Consider the following 16553-nt stretch of genomic DNA (forward strand, 5'->3'; position numbering starts at 1 on the left):
GAATCAGGTCCGATCGGGGTGTTGCTCATCCGGAGTCGAGTCGTACCCTTGACGTTATGGCCTTGTGCAACATAGTCGGAGGCGGCGTCGGGGTAGGCGCCGTGGACGCGACACTGTCAGCGGCACAGGCGACCCCCGAGGCGGTCGAATACACCGAGATCTTGGAGGCAGAAGATCGCCCGTGGGTCACTGTGGTCTGGGACGACCCGGTCAACCTCATGCACTACGTCGCCTACATCTTCCAAAAGCTTTTCGGCTACAGCAAAGCGAAGGCGACCGAGCTGATGCTCTGTGTGCACAACGAGGGCAAGGCGGTCGTCTCGTCGGGTTCGCGAGACAAGATGGAACACGACGTCCAGCGGCTGCACGCCGCCGGACTCTGGGCGACCATGCAGCGAGACGACTGACCAGGACGACTACCCTGACGCCGTGCGGAAGTGGAGCAGAAAGAACTCGCTGAGCGGTCTCAAACTGCGATCCGAGATGGACGCACGCGAGGCCAATGTGCTGCGCTCGCTGGTCGGTGCGGTCTCCGGGCTGCTCAGCGAGCGCGCCGAAGCCGCGCCCGAGGACGACCTCGCCGCGCTGACCGGGCTGCGTACCGGCAACACCGCAGCGCCGGAGGATCCGCGGCTGCGCAGACTGCTGCCGGACTTCCATCGCAGTGAACCCGGTTCGCCCGATGCGGACCGCGCCGACCTCAACAGTGCGCTGCGCGGCCTGCACGAGCCGGAGATCATCGACGCCAAGCTGGCGGCGGGCAGCGTCATCCTGAACACCGTGCCGACCTCGGGCGGCAAGATCGTGCTCACACCCGAGCAGGCCGACGCCTGGCTGACCGCCCTCACCGACGTGCGCCTCGCGCTGGGCACGGTGCTCGGTATCGACGCCGACACCCCGGACCATCTGAGCCCGGACGATCCCCGCGCGCCGCACCTGGACGTGTACCACTGGCTCACCTGGATGCAGGACTCGCTGCTGCAAGCCCTGGCTCCCTGAGGCGCGCGCACCGCCCCGCGCGAACCGGACCGGACAGGTAGAACAGAACCTGTATGCGGGCGCAGTCGCGCCGCGACCGAGAGTCAGGAGCAACTGTGCAGGTGCACGCGGGGCAACGTAATTCGCTCACCGACGTATCCGGGCTGCTGGTCGGGCACCACTACGCACTCGACCCGGACGCGACGCTCGGCTCCGGCGCGGCGACGGGCTCCACCGTCGTCTTCGCCCCCGGCGGCGCGACCGCCGCGGTCGACGTGCGCGGCGGCGGGCCGGGCACCCGGGAAACCGACGTACTCGACCTGGCCACCACCGTGCGCCAGGTGAACGCGCTGCTGTTCACCGGCGGCAGCGCGTACGGTCTCGCCGCGGCCGACGGGGTCATGCGCTGGCTCGAAGAGCGCCGCGAAGGTGTGCCGATGGACGCGACCGATCCGAGCCGGGTGGTGCCGATCGTGCCCGCCGCGGTGGTCTACGACCTGCCGTTGGGCGCGTGGGACATTCGGCCCACCGCCGACTTCGGCTACCGGGCCGCGGACGCCGCGGCGCTCGACTTCGAACGTGGCGTGGTCGGCGCGGGCGTCGGTGCGCGAGCGGGTGCGCTCAAGGGCGGTATCGGGTCCGCGAGCGTGGTGATCGGTGAGGGCGTGGCGGCGGGCGCCACGGTCTCCGCGCTGGTCGTGGCGAACTCCGCGGGCTCGGCTTTCGATCCGCGCACCGGCCTGCCGTGGGGCGTGGGCACCGATGGGCCGGATCATTTCGGGCTGCGGCCACCGACCGCCGAGCAGCTGGCGCACGCCAACACGTTGCCTGCGAAAGGCATGCGGCTGAATACGACCATCGGCGTGGTGGCCACCGACGCGCCGCTGAACCCGACGGGTTGTCAGCGCCTGGCGACCGCCGCGCACGACGGTCTGGCCCGCGCGATCCGTCCCGCGCACGCCCCGTTCGACGGCGACACCTTCTTCGCACTGGCGACCGGTAACTGGGAACCACCGGAGAGCTTCCCGCTGCCGCCCGCGTTCCCGCCGGACGTGTTCCTGGTCGACGTGCTGTGCACCGCCGCGGCCCTCTGTGTGGAACGCGCGATCGTCGACGCGATCTTGTCCGCGCATTCGGTCGGCGAAGTCCCCGCGTACAGCGCTCTATTTCCCCGCTGAACGCGGGGAATCCGGGACCGGGCGACGGACCCCGGGGAATAGCCGAATATTCTCACTCGTTGTCGACTGCGACAGGGTCGGCATTGCGAAAGGGTTCGACTAGTGCTGGTGATCAGGGCCGACCTCGTGGCGGCGATGGTGGCGCACGCGCGCGCCGATCATCCCGACGAGGCGTGCGGCATCATCGCCGGACCGGAGGGTTCCGATCGCCCGGAACGCTTCGTCGCCATGGTCAACGCCGAGCGTTCACCCACCTTCTACCGGTTCGACTCCGGTGAGCAGCTGAAGGTGTGGCGGGCCATGGACGACGCCGACGAGACGCCGGTGGTGATCTACCACTCGCACACCGCCACCGAGGCCTACCCCAGCCGCACCGATGTGTCCTACGCGTCCGAGCCGTTCGCGCACTACGTGCTGATCTCCACCCGCGACCCGGAGCAGCACGAGCTGCGCAGCTACCGGATCGTCGACGGCGAGGTCACCGAGGAACCGGTGCGGCTCGTCGACGCGTACGAAACCGACTGAAACCGATGCTTGTTCGTGCAACCGAGGAGTCCCCATGCCGGTAACCGTGTCCATCCCGACGATCATGCGTTCGCTCACCCAGGGGAGAAGCGCGTGCAGGCGCAGGGCGCCACGCTGAAAGCGCTGATCGATGATCTCGACGCGAACCACCCCGGCCTCGCCGAGCGACTGCTCAAGGACGGCAAGCTGAACCGCTACGTCAACATCTACGTCGACGACGAGGACGTGCGTTTCTCCGGCGGCCTCGACGCCGAGGTGCCCGCCGACGCGAGCGTGACCATCCTGCCTGCCGTCGCCGGAGGCTGAGGCGACCCGTGGCGCGTTATGACTCGCTGATCGCGACCCTCGGCAACACCCCGCTGGTCGGCCTGCGCACCTTGTCCCCGCAGTGGGACGGCGACAACCACGTGCGGCTGTGGGCCAAGCTGGAGGACCGCAACCCGACCGGCTCGATCAAGGATCGGCCCGCGCTGCGGATGATCGAGCAGGCCGAGGCCGACGGCCTGCTGACCCCCGGCTGCACCATCTTGGAACCCACCAGCGGCAACACCGGCATCTCGCTGGCGATGGCCGCCAAGCTCAAGGGCTACCAGCTGGTGTGCGTGATGCCGGAGAACACCTCGGTGGAGCGGCGTCAGCTGCTCACCATGTTCGGCGCGCGGATCATCGATTCCCCGGCCGCGGGCGGCTCCAATCAGGCCGTCGCGCTGGCCAAGCAGATCGCCGCCGAGCACCCGGACTGGGTGATGCTCTACCAGTACGGCAACCCCGCGAACGCGCTGGCGCACTACGAGGCCACCGGCCCGGAGATCCTGGCCGACCTGCCGGAGATCACGCACTTCGTCGCAGGCCTCGGCACCACCGGAACGCTCATGGGCACCGGGCGTTTCCTGCGCGAGAAGGTGCCCGGCATCGAGATCGTCGCGGCCGAACCGCGCTACGGCGAGCTGGTCTACGGGCTGCGCAACATCGACGAGGGCTTCATCCCCGAGCTCTACGACGAGTCGGTGCTGACCACCCGTTTCTCGGTGGGCCCGTTCGACGCGGTGAAACGCACCCGTGAGCTGGTCGGCGAGGAGGGCATCTTCGCGGGCATCTCGACCGGCGCGATCCTGCACGCCGCGCTGGGCGTCGCCCGCAAGGTGGCGAAGGCGGGCAAGCGCGCCGACATCGCGTTCGTGGTCGCCGACGGCGGGTGGAAATACCTGTCGACCGGTGCCTACGACGGCACCTTGGCAGAGGCCGAGGAACGTCTCGACGGGCAGCTCTGGGCATAACTGCCTGCGGGCGGTCGCGCCGGTACCCTCGTCAATAGCGGGACGACGGTCGGTAGCTGCATCGTCGTGCTCCTGCCGACGAGGAGGCTGCGATGACCGGTGGTTCGGGAATCGGTTCGTCATTCGACCCCGATCGGATCGCGGCGATCCGTGCGCAGTTGGGTAAGCCGGGCGCGCCGACGCCGCGGACTACTGCGTCCCCGGTGCAGTCGAACAACTTTTCCGCCGTCCGGCAATTGTGGATGCGCGCCGGTGTACTCATCGCGGGATTCGTCGCGCTGCTGTACGGCATCGAAGGCGTGGACACCCTCGATAACAACGCACTCGACAACGCGGGTATCCAGCCCCGGCAGGCCGACGGGCTGTGGGGCATTCTGTTCGCCCCGGTTCTGCACCACGGCTGGCCGCATTTGATCGGCAACACCCTCCCCGTTCTGGTGCTCGGCTTTCTCGCGCTGGCCGCGGGCATCGGCCGTGGCCTGGCGGCGACCGCGATCATCTGGATCGTCGCAGGCCTCGGCACCTGGCTGACCGGTGCCACCGGCAGCGTGCACCTCGGCGCGTCGGCCCTGGTGTTCGGCTGGTTGACGTTCCTGATCTCGCGCGGGTGGTTCGCCCGTAATGTCGGGCAAATCGTGCTCGGACTCGTGGTGCTGGCGCTCTACGGGTCGTTGCTGTGGGGCGTATTGCCGGGACAAGCTGGAATCTCTTGGCAGGGGCACCTTTTCGGGGCGATGGGTGGACTGCTCGCCGGCTGGGTACTCTCTGGTGATGCACGCCGGAATCGTCGCGGGAATCAGGCCGGAGTCATTGCGTCGCCACGGTGATTCAGCGGCTCGTCGAGAAATGTGGGGGATAGTTTCTTGATGGAGAATTCGTCGTGGGAGCATGGGGGAATGCGCCTAACCGTCCTCGGGTGCTCGGGCAGCGTGTCCGGCCCGGACTCCCCAGCGTCGGGCTATTTGCTGACCGGGCCGGATATGACGCCCGTGGTGATCGATTTCGGGCCCGGCGTGCTCGGCGCGTTGCAACGGTATGCCGACCCCGGTGAGGTCGACATCTTCCTCACCCACCTGCATGCCGACCACTGCCTCGATCTGCCCGGACTGCTGGTCTGGCGGCGCTACCACCCGACCCCGCCGGTCGGCCGGGCCATCGTGCGCGGCCCGTCGGACAGCGCGCTGCGCATCGGCAACGCCTCGGCCGAGGTCGGCGGCGAATGCGACGACTGGTCCGACGTGATCGACCTGCGGCCGTGGAACGCCGGCGAGGAGATCGAGTTCGGACCGGGCCATATCGTGTCGGCGAGCCGGATGTTCCATCCGCCCGAGTCGTATGGTCTGCGGATCGTGACGGCTGCCGGGCGCACCTTCGTCTACACCGGTGACACCGCGATGTGCGACTCGGTCAACGAACTCGCCCGGGGCGCCGACATTCTGATGGCCGAGGCGTCGTGGACCCACGACCCCGCGAATCGGCCACCCGGCATTCATCTTTCGGGCACCGAGGCGGGCATGATCGCCGCCGCAGCGGGCGTCAAGGAACTGCTGCTCACCCATATTCCGCCGTGGACCTCCCGTGAAGACGTCATCGCCGAAGCCAAGGCGCAGTTCTCCGGACCCGTGCACGCCGTCGCACCGGGTGAGACGTTCGATCTCTGACCGCCTCAGCCGCGCGCAGGTGCGGCAGTTAAGCTCTGCGCGTGTCTAGACGAGCCGATGGCAGGGCGGACGACGAACTCCGCGAGGTAAGGATCACCCGTGGATTCACCACGCATCCAGCGGGTTCGGTGCTGGTCGAGTTCGGTCAGACGCGGGTGATGTGCACCGCGAGCGTCACCGAGGGTGTGCCCCCGTGGCGTCGCGACTCCGGCCTCGGCTGGGTCACCGCCGAGTACGCGATGCTGCCCGCGGCCACGCACACCCGCAGCGGGCGCGAATCGGTGAAGGGCAAGGTCGGCGGCCGCACCCAGGAGATCAGCCGGCTGATCGGCCGCTCCCTGCGCGCCTGCATCGACCTGGCCGCCATCGGCGAGAACACCATCGCGATCGACTGCGACGTGCTGCAGGCCGACGGCGGCACCAGGACCGCGGCCATCACCGGCGCTTACGTCGCGCTCGTCGACGCGGTCACCTACCTGGCCGCCAAGGGCGTGCTGGCCGACCCGCAGCCGATCTCCTGCGCGATCGCCGCGGTGAGTGTCGGCGTCGTCGACGGCCGGGTGCGCCTGGACCTGCCCTACGAAGAGGATTCGCGCGCCGAGGTCGACATGAACGTGGTCGCCACCGACACCGGCACCCTGGTCGAGATCCAGGGCACCGGCGAGGGCGCCACCTTCCCGCGCTCCACCCTGGACAAGATGCTGGACTCCGCGGTGGTCGGCTGCGAGCAGATCTTCGCCATCCAGAAGGAGGCGCTGGCCCTGCCGTATCCCGGCGTGCTGCCGGAGCCGTCCGAGCCGAAGAAGAAGTAGTCATGGCGCGTCGGGTACTGGTGGCCAGCCGCAATGCCAAGAAGTTGAACGAGCTGCGGCGCATTCTCGCCGACGCGGGGATCGCGGGCATCGAGATCGTCGGGCTGGACGACGTGCCCGCCTACGACGAGGCGCCGGAGACCGGCGCGACGTTCGAGGAGAATGCGCTCGCCAAGGCGCGTGACGGTGCTGTTGCTACCGGATTAGCCTGTGTCGCAGACGATTCCGGCATCGAGGTGGACGCGCTCAACGGCATGCCTGGTGTGCTCTCGGCGCGCTGGGCCGGGCGGCACGGCGACGACGCGGCCAACAACGCGCTGCTGCTCGCGCAACTCGGTGATGTGCCCGACGAGCGGCGCGGTGCGCGGTTCGTGTCCACCTGCGCGCTGGTCGTGCCGGACGGCGCGGAGATCGTGGTGCGCGGCGAATGGCCCGGCTCGGTCGGCCGGAAACCGTTGGGCGACGGCGGGTTCGGCTACGACCCGTTGTTCATCCCCGAGGGTGGCGACACTTCCGCCGCCCAGCTGACCCCGGCCGAAAAGGACGCGGTCTCGCACCGAGGCCGCGCGCTCACCCAGCTGTTGCCCGCGTTGTCCGAGCTCGCCGAAGACTGACTCGCTCGCCGAAGCCCGGCACTCGCCAACGGACGACCGCTCGCCAGCGGCTGGCCGACCCATCCGACCGGCTGCCCCCGGCCTGCCGAATGCTGAGCCGCACACCGTTTTTGTAAGTCGCACACCTCGTATAGAGCGTGTGCGGCTCACGAAAATGGTGTGCGGCTACAAAGCGGAGGCGGGTGGGCCGACTAGACGCCGAACTCTTCCTTGACCTTTCTCGCGTTGACGTGCTCGACGAAGAAGGACAGCAGGGGGATGGTGCCTGCGAGCAGGGTGCCGACGGTGCGCAGGACCGGCCAGCGCACCTTGACCGCGAGGTCGGCGGTGACCAGCAGGTAGACGAAGTACACCCAGCCGTGCACGACGGCGATCCAGCTCGGGGTGTGCACGTCGAAGCCGTACTTGGCGATCATCTCGCCGGTGAGCAGCAGCAGCCAGAGGCCGGTGATCCAGGCCAGGGTGCGGTAGCGCAGCAGTGCGGACTTGATCTTGGCGGTGTCGGCGCCGCCGGTGCGCGCCGGTGCCAGGGTGCGCTCGGTGGCCGCGGTGCTCTCGGTGGAATTCTCGCTGGCGGTCAACCGGCGCTCCTCTCGGTGTCGCGGGTATGCAGGCCCGCCTCGCGGACCTGATCATCGATGTCTTGGGCGTGCAGTGCGGCCAGATACCGGTTGTATTCGGCGAGCACCGGGTCGTCGTCGCGGACCGCCTTCGGCCGTTCCGGCAGCAGTCCCGCCGGAATCTCGCGCGGCGCAACAGCTTTCGGGCTGGTCGTCGGCTGGTCGCCGGGGTTCTCGCTCTCCTCGGCTTCGCGTTCCAGCCGGACGAACCGGAAGTAGGCGAACACCGCGAACGCCGCGAACAACGGCCACTGCAGCGCGTACCCCAGGTTCTGGCCGGTGCCGCTGGTCGATTCGAACCGCTGCCACTGCCACCACGCCAGCGCCAAGCAGCCGAGGGCAGCGACGATCACCAGCGCGATGAGGGCCGGGCGATTGTGTGCCGAGCGGCGGGGTGAAGCGGACACGGCTACTACGGTACCCGTCTACTACGCGGTCCGTAGGAGCAGGTCGGCGGTCGGAACACACCGCGATCCCGGGCCGTGCGGCACTCGGCATCGCGAATCGCCACCGGGCACGTGAAGCCCGACGATGGCACGCTCACCGCGAGGGTGGTCGCACCAACGCAGCGCATGCGACGACCCGCCCCCGGGAGAGCGGGTCGTGCCGCGTTCAGAACTTGTAGGTGACGCCGGTCAGTCGCTCGGATTCTTCCCAGAGCCGCTTCCAGAGTTCCTTGTTCTTGGACAGCCGGCTCGACGGCGACGCCTCCACCGGACCCTGGGTCTGGAAGAACCGGCGCGGACCCCAGTAGACCTCGGGATCGGCGTCCGGCATGGTGGCGGCGAACAGCGAGGAGTGCGCCGCTTTCTTGGGCGGATGCCCGATGAGCGCGACGAACGGCTTGATGATCCGGTCGACCGGGGTCTCGGTCCTGGCGAACAGGTCGGTGGCCGAGACACCGGGGTGCACCGCGTAAGACCGCTTGGTGGAGCCGGATTCGGCGAGCCTGCGCTGTAGTTCCCTGGCGAACATCAGGTTCGACAGCTTGGCCTGCGCGTAGGCGAGATTGCGCTGGTAGCGGCGGTTCTCGTAGTTGAGGTCGTCGATCCACAGCTTCGGGGTCTGCTTGTGCGCGATGCTGGCCAGCGTCACTACCCGGTCGCGGATGCGGTCCAGCAGCAGGCCGGTCAGCGCGAAGTGGGCGAGGTGGTCGACGCCCCATTGGGTTTCGAAGCCGTCCTTGGTGCGCGAGAACGGCACGTTCATCAGGCCCGCGTTGTTGATCAACACGTCTATTTCGCCTGATTCGTCGGCGAATTTGCGCACCGACGCCAGGTCGGACAGGTCGAGCTCGGCGACGCGGACGTCGCCGCTGATGCCGTCGGCGACCGCCTTGGCCTTGGCCGCGTTGCGGCAGGCCATGATGACGGTCGCGCCGTTGGCCGCGAGGACCTCGGTGGTCACGGCGCCCAACCCGCCGTTCGCGCCGGTGATCACGAAGGTGCGTCCGGTCTGATCCGGGATTTCAGTAGGTTTCCACGCCATGAAACAACCTTACTCTGGAGTAAGTTTCCGGGGAAGGGTTTCACCCCGGTTCGATGACGAGTGTCTCAGACGGAGGTGATGCCTGTCACTCGGCCGGGTGCGGGAAAAACCGCCGCGAGAGATCACAGTCGCAAGCGATCACAGCAGCGCACCCGGCGGATCGCACGACCTTCGTCGAAGATCACACTCCGCGCACGTGAAGTTCACTCAGCGTCCGCTGCCGATTGGTTGCTGGAACACCGCCGCCAGTGTGGTGCCGACCGTCTCGTTCCACACCTGCCAGGTCGCCGGGTCGAGCATCATCGAGCCGACATCGGTGGTCGTCACTCCGGGTGCGACGGGTTTGCCGGCGAAGCGGTCGCGTAGCCACAGCAGGGCGCGCGGCGCGCCGATCGGGTCGAGTGTCAGATGCTCGCTGAAGTGGTCGCGGACGTATTCGACGCGGGCGTTGGGGTCCTGCGCGTAAAAGGCGACGAGGTCGTTGACCGGGCCGACCGGGATGAGCCAGTCCGGGTTCGCCTGGAACATGAACATCGGCATGTCCGGCACCGCCTTGCCCATCTTGGTCTTGTCCAGCACCGCGGTGACCGTGGGGTCGGTGAACGGATTCTTGGCCAGCATGCCGATGTTGTCGGCGAACGGGAAGAAGATGGACTGGTAGCTCGCGCAGAGCTGTTCCTTCGCCGCCATCATCACCTTGCCGAGGCCGTTCATATTGGCGTCGAGGAAGTTTCGCAGCTCCGGGTATTCGCGCGAGACGCCGAGTGCACCCGCGAAGATCAGTCCGGCGGAGAGATTGCCGTTGGCCATCTGCAGCGCGGCCGACAGGTCGGCGGGGATGCCGCCCTCGGCAACGCCGACGACATTCAGTTCCGGCGCGTAACTGCGCTTCAGCTCGGCGGCGTGGCCGGTGGCGATGGCGCCGCCGGAGTAGCCCATCAGCCCGACCCGGGTCGCGTTCCCGGACAACTCCATCGGATCGAAGGTGGTCGCGGCGCGGATGCCGTCCAGGGTGATCCGGCCCGCCAACGGCCCTGCGGCATAGGCGGAGTCGGGTCCTTGATGATCGGGCACGACCACCGCCCAGCCCTGCGCCAGCGCCGCCTGCACCTCCAGGAACTGCGCGGCCACCAGGATCGAGCCGGTGAAAGTGGCCGGGATCGAGCCCATCTGCAGCTGATAGGACGGCATGCAGTAGTTGCCGGTGGAGTCCTCGGCGATCTGATAGGAGAACAGCGGCCGATCGGCGACGTACCCGCGCGGCTTCAGCACCGTGGCCACCGCGGCGATCGGCTCGCCGCGGGTGTTGGTCGACCGATACGACAGCTGCCAGGAATCGACGTTGACCGGGATCAGCGACAGATTCGCCACGTGTACCTGGCGGGCCGCGATGATCCGGCCGGGCGCGAGATCCACGTAGGTTTCCGGCGCGGGGCGATAGAACGCCGGATCGAAGCCGGGCGGCATCGGCGGAATCGGGAATTGCAGTGCGGGCTGGACCGGCGGCGTATCCGGCTCCGCGACCGCCGGCGCGGCGAGGGCGATGGGCAGCCCGGCCGCCAGCACGGCGAGGGCCGCGAGCAGCTTCGATGCGTGCTTGCGAGGGGTAACCACAGATCAACCTCTTTGTTGCCCGGGCGCACATGTGAGCCCAATCGGTTCCAGACTGTGGTCGAGTATGCATCGCCATGACGCGGATCACAAACATCGGGCGTCGAGACCTACCTCGCAGCGTGGGTTCGCACCCCTGCCAGCTGGAGCGAATGCGCAGGTACGCATGGGTCGTGCCCACGCTCGGATACGGTGGGTGCGTGACCATGGTTGGCAGGCAGTACGGCGGACGCGCCGTCACGGAGCGCAAGGCCGAACGTCGCGAGCGCTTCCTCGACGCGGCGACCCGGATCTTCGCCGAACGCGGCTACGCCAACTGCTCGCTGGCCGACGTCTGCGCCGCCGCGTCGCTGTCCAAGCGGCAGTTCTACGAGGAGTTCCAGACCAGGGAAGACGTGCTGGTCGCCGCCTACGACCGGATCCAGGACGAGGCGGCCGCCGTGCTGCTCGCGGCGCTGACCGACCTCGATCCGCGCTTCGACATGACCGCGGCGATGACCGCGATGGTCTCGGCCTATCTGGGGTCGATCGGCTCGGACCCATATCGCGCCAAGGTCGCCTTCATCGAGGTGGTCGGCGTCAGTGACCGGATGGAGCGGCATCGGCGCGAACGGCGGCACGCCTGGGCGCGGCTGCTGGACACCAGACTGGTGCCCACGGTGGCGCCCGGCGCTCGGATTCGCGGCGGAAGTGCCTGGGGCGCAAGCGCGCTGATCGGCGCGATCAACGGCCTGGCCCATGAGTGGGTGCTGGCCGACCCGCGTCCCTCGGTGGGGGAGCTGGTGGACCTGTTGGTGCCGATCGCGCTGTCGCTGCTGGAAGTTCCGGATCAGCGCACGGCGTAAGCGGCCAGCGACGGGGCCAGCGCGTCGAACGCGATGGTGATGTATTCGGTGAGGGCCGCGGCGATTTCGTCGTTCGACTGGCCGTCGAGGGTGCGGCGCATGGTCTCGTCGAACAGCACCCGGTGCACCCCGCCCAGTTGAGCCGCCGCCACTCGCGGCGTGATATCCGTTGCCGCCGCGCCGGTTTCGGCGGCGAGCGTCGCGGCGAGGGCCCGCTCGCGTTCGTCGTGGAATTCGCGCAGCCGTGCCGTCAGCGCGGGACTGTCGTCGATCATCTTGGCGAACTCGGGTCCGGAGAAGCCGACCACCGGATCCTGTTCGGCCGCGGCCGTCAGGTAGGCGCCGCGCAGCGCCGCTAACGCGGACTCGCCGGGTTCGCGCTCGCGAACGGTGCGCGCGAGCTGGTCCACGAACACATCCGCCAGGTCGAGGGCCAGGTCCTCTTTGCGCGGGAAGTAGTTGGTCACGGTCATCTTGGCGACCTGTGCGGCGGCCGCGACGTCGGCGATCGTCACCTTGTCGAAGCCGTGCTCGAGGAAAAGCTTGGTCGCGTGATGGGAGATGTTCTCCCTGGTCTGCAGCTTTTTTCGGTCCCGGAGGCCCAACGTCTCGGTACTCATGACATCACCATAGCTGATATCGACCAAAATTTATGCTTGACATATTTTTAGGTCTGTTCTAAGTTTGTGCTCGTCGTCATAACGAAGGAGCAGCACCTCGATGAACCACGGACTTGTCGAAGCAACCCCGGCCCGCACCAGCTCCACCACCGACCGAAAGGGACCAGCCACCATGGCCGACAAGACCACCGCACAGACCACCATCGACGCCGTGCTCGAGCGCTTCGCGCCGACCGAAGCCGCTACTAAGCGAAAGAAGCCGCGCGCCAACGCTTTCCCTGGCACGCAGCGACTCGACCGAAAGGTTCTCTCGCCCAACCGGACCGCCTTCCGGGCGGCCCCGCAGCGCCCGCTGCGCATCCCCGGTCGCGGCTGACCAGCCGAGCACTGCCCCTGCCGGTCGTCGGCGCAGCACCGCGCCGACGACCGGTTCGCTCCCTTCGGAAGGACTCACCCGTGACCAAGCTCTGCACCGCCCGCCCGACTCGCGTGTCCGGCACCGTCAGCGAAGACCCGGTCAACGACTACCTGCGGCTCATCGCGCGCACCCCGCTGCTCACCGCTACCGAAGAGGTCGAGCTCGCCCAGCGCATCGAGGCGGGGGTGCTGGCCGGTCAACGGCTCGCCGACGAGGCCGAGCTCGACCCCGCGGAGCGCCGTGCACTGCGCCGCCGCGTCACCGACGGCCAGCGCGCCAAGGACCACATGGTCGAGGCCAACCTGCGCCTGGTCGTCTCGATCGCCAAGCGCTACCCGACTCCCGTCGGCATGTCGCTGCTGGACCTGGTGCAGGAGGGCACGGTCGGCATGATGCGCGCGGTGGAGAAGTTCGATCACCGCCGCGGGCTGAAGTTCTCCACCTACGCCACCTGGTGGATCAAGCAGGGCATCGGCCGCGCGCTGGCCGATCAGGGCCGCACCATTCGCATCCCGGTTCATGTCGTCGAGGTGCTGAATCGGGTGGTCCGTACCCAGCGGGCGCTCACCCAGCAGCTCGGCCGCGCCGTCAGCCCGGCCGAGCTGGCCGTCGAACTCGACATGACGCCGGAGAAGGTGCGCGAGGTGCTCGACCATGCGCGCGAACCCATTTCGCTGCACACGCCGGTCGGCGAGGACGACACCGCCGAGCTGGGTCAGCTCATCGCCGACACCGCGCCGGACCCGTCGGCCGCAGCCCTGGCCACGGCGGTGCGCGGCCAACTCGATCAGGTACTTGCCGCGCTGACCGAGCGCGAAGCGGAGGTGATCGCGCTGCGCTACGGCCTGCACGGCGCCGAGCCGAAGACGCTCGACGAGATCGGCAAGACCTACGGAGTGTCGCGCGAACGCGCCCGTCAGATCGAGGCCAAAGGAATGGCCAAGCTGCGGCAACCGGCGCGTGCCAAGGTGCTCGAAGGGTTGCTCGGCTGAGCCCGGCCGCCGCTGTCGCTCGAGTCGCTGCCGTGTCGCTGGACGGACAGAACGGCGGATCAAGACCATACTGAGTCGATGACCGGTGCAGTCGCTGTCGCCGAGAAAGCCCCCGAGCCGATGAGCCGGGCGAAGACCAACATTGTGTTCGCCACGATTGTGCTGGGCATGTTGCTGGCGGCGCTCGATCAGACGATCGTGTCCACCGCGCTGCCGACGATCGTCGCCGATCTCGGCGAGGCGGGGCACATGGCCTGGGTGGTCACGGCCTACCTGCTCGCCGAGGCGGTGGCGACCGCGCTGGCGGGCAAGCTCGGCGATCTGTTCGGCCGCAAGCTGATCTTCCAGCTCAGCGCGTTGATCTTCATCATCGGTTCGATGATCGCCGGCCTGGCCAACGGGATGATGATGCTGATCATCGCCCGCGGCATCCAGGGCTTCGGCGGCGGCGGCCTGATGGTCACGGCGATGGCGCTCATCGCCGACACCATTCCGTTGCGCCAGCGCGGCAAGTATCAAGGTGCGCTGGGTGCCGTTTTCGGTGTGACCACGGTGATCGGGCCGACGCTCGGCGGCTTGTTCACCGACCACGCGAGCTGGCGCTGGTGCTTCTACGTCAACGTGCCGATCGCGATCATCATGATCGTGATGTCGGCCCGCACGATTCCCCGGGTTCGTGCGGTCATCAAGCCGATCATCGACTACGCGGGCATCGGGCTTGTCGCCGTGGCGGTTTCGACGCTCATTCTCGGGCTCGAATGGGGTGGGCAGGAGTACCCGTGGGGCTCGTCGATGATCCTCGGACTGTTCGCGGCCTCGGTGGTGTTGTTCGCGGCGTTCGTGGTGATCGAACTGCGGGCGAAGGAACCCATGCTCCCGATGGGGCTGTTCCGCAGCCGGGTGTTCACGGTGTGCTCGATCCTGAGCTTCATCTGCGGCTTCGCGATGCTCGGCTCGATCACCTATCTGCCCGCGTATCTGCAGTACGTGGACGGGGTTTCGGCGACCATGTCCGGCGTGCGCTCGCTGCCGCTGGTGGTGGGTCTGCTGGTCACTTCGATCCTGTCCGGTCAGGTGGTCGGCAAGACCGGCCATTACCGGTACTTCCCGATCGTCGGCACGCTGGTGATGGCGCTCGGGCTGTACCTGATGTCGACCATGGGCCGCGACACCGGATTCTGGGAAGAATCGCTGTACATGATGGTGCTGGGTCTGGGCATCGGCCTGACCATGCAGGTGCTCACCATCGTCGTGCAGAACACCGTGCCCTACGCGCAGCTCGGCACCGCAACCTCCGGCGTCACCTTCTTCCGGACCCTCGGAAGTACCTTCGGCACGGCGATTTTCGGCACCCTGTACAGCAACGAGATCGGCCCGAACCTGCGCGAGGGGTTGGCGCAGGCGAAGGTGGTGCCACCAGAGGTCGCGGCGAATCCGCAGTCGCTGCAGGCGGTGCCCGACGACGTGGCGGCGCCCATCATCGACGCCTACGCGAAGACCATCGACCACGTCTTCATCTGGGTGGTTCCGGTGGCGTTGGTCGGCTTCGTGGTCGCCTGGTTCCTCAAAGAAGTGCCGCTGCGCGACAGTGCACGCACCAGCGCGGGCGATGTCGGCGGCGGCTTCTCGGTGCCCGACTCCGCGGACCGGGTGGTGCAGCTGGAGCGGGCCATCGCGGGAACCCTGCGCAAATCACACGCCGAGGGACCGATCGGGCCGCGCATCCTCGCCGATGCGGGCAGCACGTTGAGCCGCGGCGAGGCCTGGGCGCTCGGCCAGGTCTACCTGCGCGACCGCGTCAAGGGCGGGGCCACGATCGACTCGGTCGCGCGGGCGCACAAGCTGCCCGACGACGTGCTCGAGCCGATCTATCGGCGGGTGGCCGCCAAGGGGTACCTGATAGATGACGGTCGGGAACTGCGGCTGACCGACCAGGGCCAGGCCGAGCTGGACCGGGTGAAGGCCGCGTGGCGCCGGTGGCTCGACAGCACGCTCGACGACTGGAACAACGACGATCCGGCCGATCGCGAGCTGTTCGACCAGGCCCTGGACAACGTCGCCGCCAAGCTGCTCGAGGAAGAGACCGGCGAGCACGAGCCCGCCCGCGCCTGAAAACAACCCGCATTTCGATCCGCGCTGCCACCTTGTGCCGCAAATACTCGTGCGCGTATATTCGTAGACGAGTAAGGAGGTGCGATGGCCAAGAAGCGCAAGGTGAACAACCTGCTCGCGCTTGCGGTGCTCTCCGTGATGATCGATCGGCCCAAGCACCGCTACGAGATCGCCCAGACGCTGCGCGACCGCGGCAAAGACCAGGACATGGACATCAAGTGGGGTTCGCTCTACACCGTCGTGCAGAACCTGGCGAAGGTCGGTTTCCTGGAGATAGTCGGCAGTGAGCGCGATGGTGCCCGGCCGGAGCGGGTGATCTACCGGATCACCGACGCGGGGCGCGCCGAACTCGCCGACTGGACACGGGAATTGCTCGCCGAGCCGGAACCGGAACAGAGCCGCTTCGTCGCGGGGCTTTCCGTGCTCGCGGTGCTGCCGCCCGACGAGGTCGTCGAGTTGCTCGGCCGGCGCGTCGAGGCGCTCGGCCGGCTCATCGACTCGGGGCGCCAGGAACTAGACCAAGCTCTGGCCGGCAAACTGCCGCGCCTGTTCATCATCGAATCCGAATACGGGCTGGCCATGCTGAAAGCCGAGGCCGCCTGGGCGCGTTCGCTGCGCGACGAACTCGTCGACGGCACGTTCCCCGAGGTGGACTGGTGGCGGCAGGTGCACGCCGAGGACGTCCCGGTGGCGGAAGTCATCGCGTCCGTAGAAAGGGGGATGACCGAACAGGAATCGTCCTGACCACGAGACCAGGCCCGGCGGGGTGCGGCAACACCGCCGCCGAGCCCGATTGAACAGT

General features: G+C 68.0%; 19 protein-coding genes and 1 pseudogene. 15 read left to right on the plus strand and 5 right to left on the minus strand.

What is annotated here, in order from left to right; genetic code table 11:
- The first annotated feature begins 56 nt into the window (after positions 1-56).
- The 10 genes and pseudogenes from clpS to rdgB all read left to right on the plus strand — a co-directional run bounded on the left by clpS (position 57) and on the right by rdgB (position 7045).
- Positions 57-407 carry an ATP-dependent Clp protease adapter ClpS gene (gene clpS, locus DMB37_RS27275; RefSeq protein ID WP_107654482.1) on the plus strand — a complete coding sequence of 117 codons (351 nt, stop codon included), beginning with the start codon at positions 57-59 and terminating at the stop codon, positions 405-407.
- 22 nt (positions 408-429) lie between these two features.
- Entirely contained in the window at positions 430-999 is a 570-nt protein-coding gene (locus DMB37_RS27280; RefSeq protein ID WP_135235099.1) for a DUF2017 domain-containing protein, read from the plus strand.
- 95 nt (positions 1000-1094) lie between these two features.
- Positions 1095-2156 carry a P1 family peptidase gene (locus tag DMB37_RS27285; RefSeq protein ID WP_240771668.1) on the plus strand — a complete coding sequence of 354 codons (1062 nt, stop codon included), beginning with the start codon at positions 1095-1097 and terminating at the stop codon, positions 2154-2156.
- A 102-nt stretch (positions 2157-2258) separates the two neighbouring features.
- Positions 2259-2681, plus strand: coding sequence for a Mov34/MPN/PAD-1 family protein (locus DMB37_RS27290; protein ID WP_135235101.1), 423 nt, complete (start codon positions 2259-2261; stop codon positions 2679-2681).
- 34 nt (positions 2682-2715) lie between these two features.
- Positions 2716-2987 (plus strand): annotated as a pseudogene (locus DMB37_RS27295) (MoaD/ThiS family protein).
- Positions 2988-2995: 8 nt separating this feature from the next.
- Positions 2996-3958: a PLP-dependent cysteine synthase family protein gene (locus DMB37_RS27300; protein ID WP_135235102.1), complete on the plus strand. Its 963-nt coding sequence runs from the start codon at positions 2996-2998 to the stop codon at positions 3956-3958.
- 92 nt (positions 3959-4050) lie between these two features.
- Complete coding sequence (locus DMB37_RS27305; protein ID WP_135235103.1) at positions 4051-4785, plus strand: rhomboid family intramembrane serine protease; 735 nt, start codon at positions 4051-4053, stop codon at positions 4783-4785.
- A 69-nt stretch (positions 4786-4854) separates the two neighbouring features.
- On the plus strand, positions 4855-5619 hold the full coding sequence (locus DMB37_RS27310) for a cyclic nucleotide-degrading phosphodiesterase (protein WP_135235104.1): 765 nt from the start codon (positions 4855-4857) through the stop codon (positions 5617-5619).
- A gap of 41 nt (positions 5620-5660) precedes the next feature.
- Positions 5661-6431 carry a ribonuclease PH gene (gene rph / locus DMB37_RS27315; RefSeq protein WP_135235105.1) on the plus strand — a complete coding sequence of 257 codons (771 nt, stop codon included), beginning with the start codon at positions 5661-5663 and terminating at the stop codon, positions 6429-6431.
- A gap of 2 nt (positions 6432-6433) precedes the next feature.
- The gene (gene rdgB, locus DMB37_RS27320; protein WP_135235106.1) at positions 6434-7045 is read left to right on the plus strand and encodes an RdgB/HAM1 family non-canonical purine NTP pyrophosphatase; all 612 of its coding nucleotides are present in this window, start codon (positions 6434-6436) and stop codon (positions 7043-7045) included.
- Between the two features lie 191 nt (positions 7046-7236).
- Here the strand turns inward: rdgB and DMB37_RS27325 are convergent, their stop codons facing one another.
- The 4 genes from DMB37_RS27325 to DMB37_RS27340 all read right to left on the minus strand — a co-directional run bounded on the left by DMB37_RS27325 (position 7237) and on the right by DMB37_RS27340 (position 10767).
- Complete coding sequence (locus DMB37_RS27325; protein WP_370465218.1) at positions 7237-7626, minus strand: DUF3817 domain-containing protein; 390 nt, start codon at positions 7624-7626, stop codon at positions 7237-7239.
- Positions 7623-8072: a transcriptional regulator gene (locus DMB37_RS27330; protein WP_135235107.1), complete on the minus strand. Its 450-nt coding sequence runs from the start codon at positions 8070-8072 to the stop codon at positions 7623-7625. The genes DMB37_RS27325 and DMB37_RS27330 overlap by 4 nt, the downstream gene beginning before the upstream one ends.
- A gap of 205 nt (positions 8073-8277) precedes the next feature.
- On the minus strand, positions 8278-9153 hold the full coding sequence (locus tag DMB37_RS27335) for an oxidoreductase (RefSeq protein ID WP_135235108.1): 876 nt from the start codon (positions 9151-9153) through the stop codon (positions 8278-8280).
- A gap of 207 nt (positions 9154-9360) precedes the next feature.
- The gene (locus DMB37_RS27340; RefSeq protein ID WP_135235109.1) at positions 9361-10767 is read right to left on the minus strand and encodes a lipase family protein; all 1407 of its coding nucleotides are present in this window, start codon (positions 10765-10767) and stop codon (positions 9361-9363) included.
- Between the two features lie 203 nt (positions 10768-10970).
- Here DMB37_RS27340 and DMB37_RS27345 point away from each other — a divergent pair, with 203 nt between their 5' ends.
- Positions 10971-11609: a TetR/AcrR family transcriptional regulator gene (locus tag DMB37_RS27345; protein WP_240772582.1), complete on the plus strand. Its 639-nt coding sequence runs from the start codon at positions 10971-10973 to the stop codon at positions 11607-11609.
- Here the strand turns inward: DMB37_RS27345 and DMB37_RS27350 are convergent.
- Positions 11594-12229, minus strand: a complete 636-nt coding sequence (locus DMB37_RS27350) for a TetR/AcrR family transcriptional regulator (RefSeq protein ID WP_135235111.1) — start codon at positions 12227-12229, stop codon at positions 11594-11596. The genes DMB37_RS27345 and DMB37_RS27350 overlap by 16 nt on opposite strands.
- A gap of 100 nt (positions 12230-12329) precedes the next feature.
- On the opposite strand from DMB37_RS27350, the gene DMB37_RS27355 reads away from it, so the two are divergent.
- The 4 genes from DMB37_RS27355 to DMB37_RS27370 all read left to right on the plus strand — a co-directional run bounded on the left by DMB37_RS27355 (position 12330) and on the right by DMB37_RS27370 (position 16495).
- Positions 12330-12605 carry a hypothetical protein gene (locus DMB37_RS27355; protein ID WP_135235112.1) on the plus strand — a complete coding sequence of 92 codons (276 nt, stop codon included), beginning with the start codon at positions 12330-12332 and terminating at the stop codon, positions 12603-12605.
- Positions 12606-12685: 80 nt separating this feature from the next.
- Positions 12686-13639 carry an RNA polymerase sigma factor gene (locus DMB37_RS27360; RefSeq protein ID WP_135235113.1) on the plus strand — a complete coding sequence of 318 codons (954 nt, stop codon included), beginning with the start codon at positions 12686-12688 and terminating at the stop codon, positions 13637-13639.
- Positions 13640-13717: 78 nt separating this feature from the next.
- The gene (locus DMB37_RS27365; protein ID WP_135235114.1) at positions 13718-15751 is read left to right on the plus strand and encodes an MDR family MFS transporter; all 2034 of its coding nucleotides are present in this window, start codon (positions 13718-13720) and stop codon (positions 15749-15751) included.
- An 84-nt stretch (positions 15752-15835) separates the two neighbouring features.
- Positions 15836-16495: a PadR family transcriptional regulator gene (locus DMB37_RS27370; protein ID WP_135235115.1), complete on the plus strand. Its 660-nt coding sequence runs from the start codon at positions 15836-15838 to the stop codon at positions 16493-16495.
- Positions 16496-16553: the final 58 nt, after the last annotated feature.

Origin of the sequence: Nocardia sp. CS682 (assembly GCF_004634405.1) — a bacterium.
GTDB classification, from domain to species: domain Bacteria; phylum Actinomycetota; class Actinomycetes; order Mycobacteriales; family Mycobacteriaceae; genus Nocardia; species Nocardia ninae.

Bases quoted from the DNA above. Each gene is read 5' to 3' on its own strand.
- rdgB (WP_135235106.1), top strand. From the start codon at position 6,434: ATGGCGCGTCGGGTACTGGTGGCCAGCCGCAATGCCAAGAAGTTGAAC.
- DMB37_RS27335 (WP_135235108.1), bottom strand. From the start codon at position 9,153: ATGGCGTGGAAACCTACTGAAATCCCGGATCAGACCGGACGCACCTTC.
- DMB37_RS27350 (WP_135235111.1), bottom strand. From the start codon at position 12,229: ATGAGTACCGAGACGTTGGGCCTCCGGGACCGAAAAAAGCTGCAGACC.
- DMB37_RS27365 (WP_135235114.1), top strand. From the start codon at position 13,718: ATGACCGGTGCAGTCGCTGTCGCCGAGAAAGCCCCCGAGCCGATGAGC.
- DMB37_RS27355 (WP_135235112.1), top strand. From the start codon at position 12,330: ATGAACCACGGACTTGTCGAAGCAACCCCGGCCCGCACCAGCTCCACC.
- DMB37_RS27345 (WP_240772582.1), top strand. From the start codon at position 10,971: ATGGTTGGCAGGCAGTACGGCGGACGCGCCGTCACGGAGCGCAAGGCC.
- DMB37_RS27310 (WP_135235104.1), top strand. From the start codon at position 4,855: ATGCGCCTAACCGTCCTCGGGTGCTCGGGCAGCGTGTCCGGCCCGGAC.
- DMB37_RS27305 (WP_135235103.1), top strand. From the start codon at position 4,051: ATGACCGGTGGTTCGGGAATCGGTTCGTCATTCGACCCCGATCGGATC.
- clpS (WP_107654482.1), top strand. From the start codon at position 57: ATGGCCTTGTGCAACATAGTCGGAGGCGGCGTCGGGGTAGGCGCCGTG.
- DMB37_RS27370 (WP_135235115.1), top strand. From the start codon at position 15,836: ATGGCCAAGAAGCGCAAGGTGAACAACCTGCTCGCGCTTGCGGTGCTC.